General features: G+C 60.1%; 7 protein-coding genes and 1 pseudogene. 1 reads left to right on the forward strand and 7 read right to left on the reverse strand.

Annotation, left to right across the window (positions count from 1 at the left end):
• The 7 genes and pseudogenes from JWQ24_RS28605 to JWQ24_RS20620 all read right to left on the reverse strand — a co-directional run.
• Positions 1 to 207 (reverse strand): annotated as a pseudogene (locus JWQ24_RS28605) (asparagine synthetase B); the annotation flags it as partial.
• 5 nt (positions 208 to 212) lie between these two features.
• Entirely contained in the window at positions 213 to 1,217 is a 1,005-nt protein-coding gene (gene nadE, locus JWQ24_RS20595) for an NAD(+) synthase (RefSeq protein WP_299812060.1), read from the reverse strand.
• Positions 1,214 to 3,928 carry an AMP-binding protein gene (locus JWQ24_RS20600; protein WP_299812062.1) on the reverse strand — a complete coding sequence of 905 codons (2,715 nt, stop codon included), beginning with the start codon at positions 3,926 to 3,928 and terminating at the stop codon, positions 1,214 to 1,216. Before JWQ24_RS20600 ends, nadE begins: the two co-directional genes overlap by 4 nt.
• 284 nt (positions 3,929 to 4,212) lie before the next feature.
• Positions 4,213 to 5,535 carry an HlyD family type I secretion periplasmic adaptor subunit gene (locus tag JWQ24_RS20605; protein ID WP_299812258.1) on the reverse strand — a complete coding sequence of 441 codons (1,323 nt, stop codon included), beginning with the start codon at positions 5,533 to 5,535 and terminating at the stop codon, positions 4,213 to 4,215.
• A gap of 173 nt (positions 5,536 to 5,708) precedes the next feature.
• On the reverse strand, positions 5,709 to 7,514 hold the full coding sequence (locus JWQ24_RS20610) for a type I secretion system permease/ATPase (RefSeq protein ID WP_299812063.1): 1,806 nt from the start codon (positions 7,512 to 7,514) through the stop codon (positions 5,709 to 5,711).
• Between the two features lie 221 nt (positions 7,515 to 7,735).
• Entirely contained in the window at positions 7,736 to 9,265 is a 1,530-nt protein-coding gene (locus JWQ24_RS20615) for a calcium-binding protein (RefSeq protein ID WP_299812065.1), read from the reverse strand.
• Between the two features lie 492 nt (positions 9,266 to 9,757).
• Positions 9,758 to 10,504, reverse strand: a complete 747-nt coding sequence (locus JWQ24_RS20620; protein ID WP_299812067.1) for a class I SAM-dependent methyltransferase — start codon at positions 10,502 to 10,504, stop codon at positions 9,758 to 9,760.
• Between the two features lie 684 nt (positions 10,505 to 11,188).
• On the opposite strand from JWQ24_RS20620, the gene JWQ24_RS20625 reads away from it, so the two are divergent.
• Positions 11,189 to 12,361 (forward strand): FAD-dependent oxidoreductase, encoded by a 1,173-nt coding sequence (locus JWQ24_RS20625; RefSeq protein WP_299812069.1) that lies wholly within the window; start codon positions 11,189 to 11,191, stop codon positions 12,359 to 12,361.
• Positions 12,362 to 12,558 lie beyond the last annotated feature (197 nt).

A 12,558-nucleotide genomic window follows, 5' to 3' on the forward strand; every position in this document is an offset into this window, starting at 1 on the left:
GCCACTCGTATCCGCGAGAGGCTGCTGGCCGCTCGAAATGTCGATGATGGACAAGCGGGCATGTGCCAGTCCCGCGCGTTCGTCCCGGTACAGGCCCCGCTCGTCGGGACCGCGATGGGCTAGCGCGCCGACCATGCGCATCAACGCCTCGCGTGAAGGTGGCGCTGCGGCGGAGCTTAACGACACGATTCCTGCGACACCGCACATGCCGGTCAGTCCTCGAACACTTGAGCGACGAGCATGGGTCGTGCGTGGAGGTAGCGCGTGGCACGACGCTTGGCGTCGATATCCCTGAAGACCATCTCAACCTGCGCTGCCGTGAGTCCGACAATCCCTGCGACCTCGTCTGGGGGAATCCCGTGGTTCACGGCGTAGAGGCACAGATCCATCAGGTGATAAGGCAGCGCGAAGTAGAACTCCTCCTGGCTCTGCGGCATCGAGAACGTATCCGTGGTCGGCGGCCTGTGCCGGATCTCCTCCTCGACCTCGAGGTATTCCGCCAGCTGGTAGACCTGCGTCTTGTAGAGGTGCGCGATCGGCATCACGTCCGCGATCCCATCGCCTTGCTTGACGAAAAAGCCCTGGTCGTGCTCGAGACGATTCGGTGTGCCCACGACCGCGTATCTGAGGCGGTCGGCGTGGTAGTACTCCGTCATTTTGCGGACGCGCTGCTTATAATTGGTCGCGGCAACGATCTGCAGATAGGCGTCCGAGGAAAGACGCACGGTGCGGGTGCCGTCGCGGCTCTGAACCGTGAGACGGGTGATATTCAGTCCGTTGCTGGCGAGAACGGACGGTAGCACCAGCTTGCATTTCCAGCCGTCGTCATATTCAGGAACGACGGTCCGGATCGCCTCGATCTGCCGGCGATAGGCGCCGAGCCCCTCGAGGGCGAACGATATATCTTCCAGCACGGTGCTGATGCCAAGCTGAGCCGCGCAACTGCGGCCCAGTCTCAACGAATCGTCCGAAGAATGGTGCTCGGGCATGAAGACGCCCAGGACCTTGTCGTTGCCGAATGCACGCACGCACAACGCCGCGACGACGGAGCTGTCGATACCGCCGGAAAGACCGATGACCGCGCCGCGACGCCCTAACGCGCCGAGGACCTGCTTGCGTAATGCTTCGACGATCCGCTCGACCTCCGCGGCGGCATCGAGCACCAATGCGTCCTTGCTGAATTCCGGCTTGGTCGGGATACGCGCAGCGACGTTCATGACCGCGCCTCCGGTTTGCAGTATTCGACTGACGCGTAGGTTTGCGCGACCGCCTTCTCGATCAAGACGCGGTTCGTGGCGAGGTGGGGCTCGACGACGAGATCGAGATGGCCGCCTGCAATTCGGACCACGTCCAGGCTTGCGAAGTTGCGATCCCAGCCGAGCGATTGCGGCACTCCCTCTCGGTCGCAGCGGAACACGGTGCCCGCGATCGGCAAGACTGGTTTCGGCTCTGCCAACCATTGGAAGAAAGCCCGGGACCGCAATACCTCCTGCAGTTCGAGCTTAATTCGGAAGCAGGTGGCATCGAACTTCCGTCGACTATAGCGATCAAGGAACCAGGCAAGCCGCGCCTCACAGCCGATTGCGACGGTACCTTTTGCAAGGACCCGGCAAGCCAACCGGTAAGCGTTGACGCGATTTGTCCGCATCCGCAGCAATGTGCGGGTGAGCGTCTCCCAATAATCGCGGCGCTCGTTCACGATGGACGTATCGAGAATCCCCAGGAACTTGACGGACCGTCCCGCTTCCAGCAGCCGCGCCGCAACTTCAAACGCCACCACCCCACCAAGCGAATGGCCGAGAAGGCGGACATGGCCTACGGGTTGGGTCCGATGAATCTGCTCGACGGCGACGGCGGCCATGGCGGTAACCGTGTTCTTTCCGTCGAGGATGTTTCGGAGGTCGGGGTATTTGATCGGGGTGACCCGAGCGACCTTGCCCATGGCCGCTGCAAAGGACGCCATGCTCGGACCGTAGCCAACGGATCCGGGCAACAGGAAAAGGATGGGAGATGCATCCGCTTGCGGGCGCACGACTTGACCGGTTGTCTGACCTGACACAATCGCCTTGACCATCTCGGCGACTGTCATGTCGACGGTGAAGGCTTCGGCCGAGAGCTCCTGCCCGGTGGCGCTCTCGATCTCTATGACGCAATGCAGCAGCTTTAGTGAATCGCCTCCAGCTTCGTCCCAGCTTCCCGCGGTCTCGCGGGTGTTGAGAATCTTCGTCCATGCATCCTGCACGAGTTGATGAGTCGTCAACTCGTGTCCGGCATTGGCCGGCTGCGGATTTGGTGCGGTCTTTCGAGCCGACAGATCCAGCTCCCTGAGCTTCGCCACGTCGACCTTTCCGCCCGGGAGACGCGGGATATCGGCAATCGTGTGAAGCCGCAGCGGCCGCAGTGGCGGCGGCAGTTTCTGCTTGACGATTTGGCCGAGTTCAGCCGCAAGGTCCATGCCAGTCGGGCGCCGGGGAACGGCGAACGCGACCAGTTCGTTCGCCGCCGTTGCGATTGCCACCGCGTCTTCCACGGCGGGCACGCAACGCAAGACATGTTCGAGTTCAGCGGGTTCGACGCGTCGCCCGTTAATCTTCAACTGGCGCCCTTTCCGACCGATGATCCGCAGCAGGCCGAGATCGTCGAGCTGAACGAGATCACCCGTCGCAAAAATTCGAACGTCCGGATCGGAGTCGGAGGGGACGACAGCACCGTTCTCCCAATGGCCGAGCGAGACATCCGGACTTTTGATCAGGAGTTCACCGCTGTCGCCCGGCTCAAGGAGACATCCCTCCTCGTTGACGATCGCGAACGCGATCCCCGGAAGCAACCAACCGACCGGGACCGAGGCGCCATGATCTGACAGGTTTCGCGGCACGAACCATTGAGAACCGGTCGACTCCGTTGAGGAATAGCCGATCTGAATCAGGCAGGCGTTGGAAACGTTCTTGCGTAACAGGGCGATGTCGGTCCACGCCACCTTCTCGCCTCCGATCCGGACAACCCTGAGCGACCTGAAGGCGTCGGCTGGGTCGTCGTCGGCCATGAGCGCGCGAAGCAACGTCGGCACCACATAGGCGATCGTCACGCCTTCGGTCTGCATCCGACGGCGAACGACGCGCAGCCCGACTGCCTCGACCTCGAGGAGATGCAGCGTAGCGCCGGTCAGAAGGGCGGCGAAAATATCGCGGCAGCCGGCGATGGTGGCCGGCCCGGTCAAGAGAAGGACGACGTCTTCCGAATTGATATGGCAGGCATCGACATATTGCTGGACCCGCCGCAACAGGCTGCGCTGACTGTTGACGATGCCTTTTGGGCGTCCGGTGCTGCCCGAGGTATAGAGCACGATGGCGGGCGCATCGACGGAGACGACATCGGGCAGATGTGACGGGGGCGTCCGCGAGTCCGTCGTCACGAGGTCGGCAGCCACATCGATCCATTGGACCTTCTGCGACAATCCGGCGTGGCGGACCTTGCCCGCGCCGATGACGGCCGAGAGCCGCGCGGCAACCGCGATCTCTCCAATGTGCCAACCCGGATCTCTCGTGTCGAACGGAACCGAAGGCCGGCCGGCCGCCATGCTTGCCAGCAACGCCACCGGGTACCAGACCGAGCTGGCAAGAAGTATCCCGACCGCCTGTCCGTCGACAACGTCGGTGGCGATCCGCCGGGACAAGCTTTCAACCGCAGAGAAAAGCTCGGAGTAAGTCAGTCGATTGATGCCATCACTGACCGCGAGCTTATCGGGATATTGCTCAGCAATGTCTCTCAGATGGTCGAAAATACAAACGCTCGCGAAATCGAAACCCATCGGTCGATACGGGCGAAGGAGAGGACCATCCCTATCCAAAATGTAGTCGGCGACTTTTGACCAGTTCAAGGTGTCGGTCTGCCGGTCCACCAATTCTGATTGCAGATAGGTCCCAGCCATGGAGCACCTTTGCCGAACTCAAGACCGTTTATCGCCTCCCACGGAAATTTCGACATCCTGCATTCGAATGATCCCAAGCCTCGATGATGGTCAGAATCTCTCGCAGAAGGCCCGCGATACCGGGCGAACGGAGACCGAACCCGACACATGCGTCGCTTCGTCGCATGCGCAGCTGCCTTTCGGCTCCAACATCTGCAATGCCTGGCATCGCTGCAACGACTGTCGTGCTGAGTTGAAGGAGCCGCCGGCGAGGCCTCGGCAAGTCGCCGCGCCGGTTGGCCTCCTCAATCTTCCCGCATGCCGCGCCGTATCGCATCCGTCATCGGCTGCGTCAGATAGGCAAGAACGGTGCGTTCGCCGGTCGCGATCAGGACGTCGGCCACCATACCCGGCTTGAGCTTTTCTCGGACTTTCTCAGGAAATTTCGTCACCTGCACTGAAACTTTGACTTCGTAATAAGGCTGATGGGTAGCCTCGTCGCGAACCGCATCAGCCGCAATCGAAAGAACCTCGCCGACGGCGATCGGAGTCGAGCGGGCCTTGAACGAGGGAAGCCGCACTTCCGTAGGCAAGCCAATCTGGACGTGATTTATGTCAAGAGAGGATACTTTCGCGGCAACCACGAGGACATCGTTGTCCGGCACGATCTCCATCAAGACGTCGCCCGGTCGGACCACGGCACCGATCGTGTGAACCTTCAAATTTACGATGCGTCCGGAGCGAGATGCGCGCACTTCCATTCGACCGAGAACCTCGACGGTCACGCGCCACTTCTCTCGCGCATCGGCGAGTTGGGCGCGGGTGTCGGTAAGCTTGGCGGTGGCCTCCTCCAGAACTTTCTGTCCGACCTGGTCGATCTGTAGTCGCGCTTCGTCGATGGTCCGTCCGAAGCGTGCAATGTCGGCGTCGTATGCGCCCATCCGCCCCTCGGTTTCGGCTTTGGAGCGCTCCAGCGTGGCCACCCGCGCAAACGCAACAATCCCTTGCTCGACCAGCGGTTTGAGCTTCGTGTATTCCTGCGTGATACTGTCGAGCTGCGCGCGTGCGCCCTTGCTCTGAGCAGCGTTTCCCTCAATCTGCCGCTGCGACTGTCCGATCCGTTCCTCAAGGATCGAGATCTCAATCTTACGTGCAGCGCGGCGTTCCTCGAACCGTCGCTTCTGGTCGCCCATGGCGCGTTGCGCAGAGGGGTCGGAGCTCTTCTGAATGAGTTCGGAAGGAAATGTAACCTTGTCGCTCCCCTCAGCTTCCGCCTGCAGGCGTGCCTCCTCCGCAATTGCCGAATACACGGCCGATCGAGCCATCTCCTCCCGTGCCCGTTCCTGGCTTGAATCGAGGCGCAACAGCACCTGCCCCTGTTTGACATGGGCGGCGCCCGTCACCATCAGGTCTTGGACGATGCCGCCTTCCAGATGCTGAACCGTCTTTCGGTCGCTCTCGACGACGATCGAGCCCGGAGCTATGACCGCGCCATCAACAGACGCCATGCAAGCCCATCCACCAAACACACCAAAGGTCAGGAACACGACGCCAAAGCCTCGTCTCGCAGGTGTGCGCCAATCGCCCGACGGGGGGCCATTCCCGCTCCCTCCGTTTTCGCTCGACACGATCGAAAGACATGTCCTTGAAAGCCAAGCCAACGACCGTGTCTTGAACTCAACGAACTGTCGTACGAACCGATGCGCGCCAAGCATCTTGCCGCGATTTCTCAAGCGCTTGCTGAGGCGCGTTAATTCAATTTGAAGAGCTGTCTCTGTTGCCCGCAGCCTAATTTCGTTCATTATTGCCTCGTCGCATGGATGGATCGCGCAGGGTTCGGAAAACGTGCGTGGCGTTGGCCGTCGTCAGCATGGTGACGTTCCGCCGCGACCCGCCCTTCGCGGCGCGCGGGTGCGGGCGCGACGGTTTCACTAACGAGCAAGGGAAGAAGCTCATCGCGCGTACCAGCGCGCCCGATGCGTCCCTCATGCATAAAAACAATCTTGTCGACCAATGAAAGCAGATTGGGTCTGTGATTGATGATCACGATCGTCACCTGCCGTTTCCGGAGCATTTGGATGGCATCAGCCAGAGCGCGGTCGCCATCGCCATCCAGGTTGGCATTTGGCTCATCGAGTACGACGAAGACAGGCCTGCCAAAAAGCGCACGGGCCAATCCAATGCGTTGTCGCTGGCCGCCGGAAAGACCAGCTCCGTTTTCCCCTATGATGGTGTCATAGCCCTGCGGGAGCCGCTGGATCATGGCATGTGCCGAGGCCAATTGCGCCGCCTCAACGACCTCTTCATCTGAGACCTCCTCGCGGAAGCGGGCGATGTTGTCACGGACGCTACCGGCGAACAATTCAACATCCTGCGGCAGGTAGCCGAGTCTTTGCCCGAGAAAATTGGAGTCAAAGTGTCGTATGTCATTGCCGTCAATGCGCACGCATCCCTGTGCAGCCGGCCACGCCCCAACCAGGGCACGCGCCAGAGACGATTTGCCGGAGCCGGACTGACCGACGATCGCAACGACTTCGCCAGGTGCGAGCCTGAAAGTGACTTCTGCAATGGCCGGTAGTTGCGATCCTGGTACGATGACGGTCAAAGCTTCGACAGAGATTTCGCCGGTCAGGGGCGGCAACCGCATTGGCTGCCTTTCTGTCGCTCGCGTTCGAAAGGCCTCGTTGAGGCGGGAGAAAGAGGTGCGCGCCGAAACGAGCGCCCTCCACTGCGAGACGGTCGCCTCCACCGGTGCAAGCGCACGCCCCATAATCAAGGAGGCGGCGAACAGAACGCCCCCCGAAATCTCCTGATGAATCGCCAGATAGGCGCCCACGCCCATGATGGCCACTTGAACTGCCATCCGCAGAAACTTGGAGACTGCGAGCAACGTACCGCCGCGCTCTCCGGCCTTGGTGCTTTCAACGAGCGCTTGGCCATGCGTGGCGCTCCAGGCGGAGCGCACAGCAGATCCCATTCCGAGCCCACGAATCGCTTCCGCGTTGCGAAGCGAAGAGGTCAGCCGGTCCAAAGCATGAAGGCTCTTGAAAGAGGCTGCGATCAGCGGTGCCTTGGTGACGCGCTCGTTGAGAAAGGCAACGGCAAGGATAGCTAACGCGCCTATAAGGGCGACCATGCCGATTAACGGATGAAGAAGGAAACATATCCCGAGAAAGATCGGGGTCCACGGTACGTCCATCAACGACGTTATCACGCCGCCTGAAAGGACATCGCGCAATGTGTCGACATCGCGCAGGAGCTGAACATGATGTGAGCTGCTGGTGCGCAGCGCCTGCGCAAGTGCCGTTTCGAAAGCCTCTCCCGAGAGGAGTTGGTCAAAGCGAATTCCGGTTTGCACAAGAACGCGGCTGCGAAAGTGCTCGAGTGCCGCGTAGCTGATAAAAAGCGCGAGCGCGATCAACGAAAGCAACAACAGAGTCGTCGCGTTTCGGCTCGTCAACACGCGATCGTAGATTTGCATGGTATAGAGCGGCGATACGAACACCAGAAGATTTATGAATATAGATATCCCACCGGCGGCAAGCAGGCCCGGACGTATCTGGCGGAACGCGTCTGCCAGCGTGGGTAGTTTCACTGAAGCGTACATGAGCACATCCGGGCCACCCCTGGTCGGGCGGCGTAAGCGGGTAAAAAATTCATGTGACAAAAAGGAGCGCGACTACGCGCTCGCATTACAACATCCCGCAGCATGCGAGACGGTACTCCCCTCGCGGCGACTCGTCGTCGCGAGGGGTCCGCAGCCTGTTGGCATACGCGCGGCGTGCCGCGCGTATGCCTGGCCTCAATACAGAAAGGGTTTCCCCTAACTCACCAGTGCCACGCGTGATGATCCGTGTGCTGCACACCATGGTGATCGGACAGGTCGGGCGGCGGCAACTGAGCCGAGTCGGCGACACTGTTCGAAGTCGTATCCGTCACGGTGCCGACAGCTGCGGTCGTGGTGGATGCATGGTGATTCCCACTCCAGGAAGGCGTGCCGCCATTCACAAGTTGCGAGAAATCGAGCCCATGCCCATGGTGGTGCCCAGACCCAGTGGCATCTGTGGTCGGGGGAGTCGTCGGGTCACTCGGCGAGGTAGAGCCTGTCGCTATGCCACCGCTCGTGCCGCCACTCGACGATGTCGAGCCGGTCGTTGTGCCTCCGCTCGAGTTGTCGGTCGGCGTCGTGCTCCCGATCGTGCTGTCAACCAGCGGCGTGCTTCCGCTTGACGATGTCGAGCCGTTCCCTGCGCTGTGCCCATGGTGGTGATGCCCAGACCCAGTGGCATCCGTTGTCGGCGTCGTCGTCGGATCACTCGGCGATGTCGAGCCGTTCCCTGTGCTACCGCTCGCGCTCCCATCAACCGACGGCGTGCTTCCGCTTGACGATGTCGAGCCGCTCCCTGTGCTGTGCCCATGGTGGTGATGCCCAGACCCAGTGGCATCCGTTGTCGGCGCCGTCGTCGGATCACTCGGAGATGTCGAGCCGTTCCCTGTGCTACCGCTCGCGCTACCATCAACCGGTGGCGTGCTCCCATCCGGCGATGTAGGGCCGGTCGTTGTGCCACCGCCCGTGCTGGCATCAACCGGTGGCGTGGTTCCACCCGTATTGTGTTTCAGGAAGACGTCCTGGAGCTCTTTCGAACCTTCGAGTGACAGATCTCCGTTTTGCGCACCCCAGGCATATGCGTAGTCGAAGGCCGCATTCGGAACCAGCGCCGCCCAATGATCAAGCATTTGCTGCTCCTGGCCGGCAGTCGGCATTACGTAGTGGCCTCCCGAGTCGTCGACCCAGTTACCGCCTCCGAATGTCTGCAAGACGGGAACGATGTTAGACTGCGGAATCCCTGCGGCCTCGGCCGCAGCTACGGCCTTGTCGATCATGCTGTAGTCGACCGTTGAGGTGCCTGACCGTACCGGATACGGATCGATTCCGAAGAAATCGATATGGGTGTTTTCCGGAGTGTAGGTGTTCGCGAAACTCGGATTGTCTGAAGACCCCATATTCATCATGGTGATGAACGTCTTCGCGCCGGGAACGTTGGCGTGGATATAATCCGATTCAGCCTTCAGGTTTGCTGCCGTCACGAGCGTATTCCACTGTCCCGTAGGATCGGGCTCGTCTTTGAGGAAGAAGCCGAAGGCGTTCGGATTTCCGATGTAGGGTTTCACGGCATCGATGAAACTCTGGGTGACGCCATCGCCCTGATCGAGCCAGACAAGACCCTTCACACCCGCTGGCAATGCGTTCAACTGGTCCACCGACGAAACGTCGGCGAGGTTAAAGCCTGCTTGAGCTGGAGTGAAGTTACCGTTGGTGTCGATGTTATTTCCGGATGCGTAGTGTAATGTTGCCAAACTATTCCCCTGTTCTCTTGTATTGACGAAGTCCCCAACGCCATTGTGAATGTTAGTGAACAACCAACGCCACGTTTTGATCGAGGCGCCGTGATGCACGTTTGGTTAAAGTTTAAGGCGGGAGTTGGGTGCGTTATTGGTCAAAACAAAGAGTTTGTTGTGCTGAAATCTTGGGATCGTTGCCAACACGCGATTACCTCACAGAATGATTTCAATGAGTTCGCAGCTTGTTTTGAATGATGATCGTCCTCGTTGTCGCAGATCGGTACGGTGATACGACTTTGTCATCGCCTCGCAGGTGAGTAACCAAATTCGACGTGAACGCTTCAATGTAAATCACACGGCACTACCGACATACAGGAGCGCTCTCCGTTCCGGAAAGAGGTACCGCTGCGAGGATGTACGCTCTACCGATGAGAGCAGAGATTCTTCGAGGCGAAGAGTACGGCCGCTAGAATCACAACGGACGCAATACCTGGATGCCCGTGACGCTTATCGTTTTCGCGACACGATGACAAAGCTCTCCGCAAACCATCCGGGGATCTTAAGCTTGCGGCACGCTTTTTCGAATGGCTCAATCAGAACCTGGCAGAGGCGTGGAAAGAAACGGCCTGGTCGCGGGAGATAGCCGTAAGACTTCGTATCCACGATCTCAAATCCCTCCTCGGTCAGCATCTTCGAAAACTGTTTCAGAGTCAGGGTGTTTCGAGGAATTTTCGGATAGGCCCAGTTCAGGAAACGACTGAACAATCCCATGGGCGACGTTGTATTCAGGTGGATGTTGCACACCAAAACACCTCCCTCGCGGAGATGCTGATAGATCGCCTGCAACGCCTCCCGTCTGAGAGCGTCTTCAGCATTCAGGAAAAACCGAAACGCGGTGACGACGTCGAATGTCCGCTCGAGAGGGATTTTTGTGATGTCGAGACAAAGGAGCGTTACGTTTTCGGGGACCGAGGCACCAGAAAGCATAGTTTCCGACACGTCGACACCGACGACCGAGCCGAAGAACATCGCTGCAACCCGCGTAATGCGCCCGGTTCCACAGGCAAAATCCAGGCTTGTTCGCTCGCGCCCACCTAAGGGACGCAAAATGCTTTTGAGCAAGGGCCGTTCGATTTTCCGCCAGAGCGCCGCGTGGTAGCCCAATTCATAGGTTCTGTCGTATGCGGGGCGAGCACCCGCAGCCTGGTGGCTCATGCGATAGGTATCGCTGGAATCTGTGTCTGCGTTGAGCACGAAGAAATCCCCGAGGGTCCAAGCGCCGGACGCTACCACCATCCCGAATGATGTCTTCGTGCATTTGCATGATGCCGGAATTGCAGCGAACCGTTACACAGGGAGCCCGCCGGATCATTGCGGCGCCGACTCTCAGTTGCGGGCCTGGATTTCTATTGCAAGTTGGTCCGCAAGCCCAAGCAAGGAAACCTACCCAGACACCAGACAACGTCCGGTCTGGTCGAGCGTCCGCTTTTTCAAAGGCGCACGTCGAATGTACAAATGATCATGTTCGTCTGGTTACGAGAACCAAGCATTCCGTGAATTGAGGGCTCGGCGACGTCATGCCAAGTCGACCGCCATGGCCTTGTAGAAACAGGCTACGTCCACACCCCGACAGCGGGGGCGTTGCGCGCTGCAGGTGGTCACAATGTCGATTGTGCGTATCCTGATACTTCAATGGCCTAGTTCCAGAAAGACAGCTGGCGCGAAGTGTCGGGAGCCAGGGGAATGGGCGGCTTATGGCCGATTTAAGCGCGATATGCCCAGCGACCAATGGCCGGCTCGCCAACTGGAACGGAATGCCGCTGTGAAAATTAACATGCGATTTCAACTGGCTCTGGTGCTCCCATCTCCCAATTCGATTCCGACACCACCGAACAAGCGGATTTGCGCGGCGGATGCTCGCCGTGGTTTGCAGGGCTGGTGCGGACTGTCCGCCGGCCGCTGACCGAAGACATCCGCTGTGACGTGTTGATCGTCGGTTGCGGCATCACTGGATCGCTGGTCGCGGAAGAACTGACGCGGCAGGGCCTCGATGTCGTCGTCATCGACCGCGAACCGCCCGGCAAAGGCAGCACCGCTGCCAGCACCTCAATGCTGCTGTGGGAGATCGATCGCTCGCTGGTCGAACTGACAGGTCTCTACGGATATGAGCGCGCCGCGCGCACCTATCGCGCCAGTCATCAGGCGGTGCGCGGACTCAAGTCGCTGGTGCACAAACTCGGCCTGCCCTGCGAGATGCGCGACAAGGATTCGCTATATCTGGCCGCCGGCGACAGCGCCAAGGGACTGACCGACGAACACGCGTTGCGGCTGCGCGCCGGGCTGCCCGGCCAATTTCTCGACCACCGGATACTGCTGTCGAAATACGAGATCGCCCGCGCCGGTGCGATGCTCTCGCCGGGATCGGCCGATGCCGATCCGCTGCAACTGGCGAGCGGATTGCTGAGGGTTGCGATCAGCCGCGGCGCGCGCCTGTTCGAGGGCGAAGCCGTCGCCTTCGATTCAGCCGCGCAGTCCGTTCGTGTGCAATTGCGCGATGGCCGCATGGTCGAGGCGCGCCATGTGGTGCTGGCCACCGGCTATGTGATGCCCGACATCGTTCGCGCCACCGTACAGAAGCCGTCGTCTAGCTGGGCGATCGCCACCCGCCCGCAGCCGGACAAATTATGGCGCGACGGCGCGTTGATCTGGGAGGACAACAAGGATTATCTTTATGCGCGGACCACCCAGGCCGGCCGCATCATCATCGGCGGCGAAGACAGCGACGAGATCATCGAACCCGATACCCGCGATGCGCTAATCCCCGTCAAGGCGCGCGCTCTGTCGGCCAAACTGAAAGCGCTGTGGCCGCGCGCCGAACTCGACATCGAGTATCGTTGGGCCGGCACCTTCGATACCACCAGCGACGGCCTGCCCTTGATCGGTCCGGTGCCGCACCACAAAGGCGTCCATGCCGCCTACGGCTATGGCGGCAACGGCATCACCTTCAGCTACATGGCGGCGCAGCTAATCTGCGGGGCGATCGCCGGCGAGCACTCCGTGTTGCTGGAAGACTTCGCGCTCGACCGCGACGGAAGCGGAAAGACTGGATAATGTTGTGCAGTGCGCAATGCATTGGGCCGACCGGGATACTGTAGCTGAAACTGCCCCTCGATCTATCCAGGAAACGACGCTCGATGTGGTTCGCCCCACTATCAAATTCCAGCCCCGGCAGCGCCTTGCTAACCGCGCGAAATGCGCTGCCAATGAAGGCAGCAAACGCCCCGATTTGCGCCAATGGATCAGATTGA

Origin of the sequence: Tardiphaga sp. (assembly GCF_028290495.1) — a bacterium.
Classification (GTDB): domain Bacteria; phylum Pseudomonadota; class Alphaproteobacteria; order Rhizobiales; family Xanthobacteraceae; genus Tardiphaga.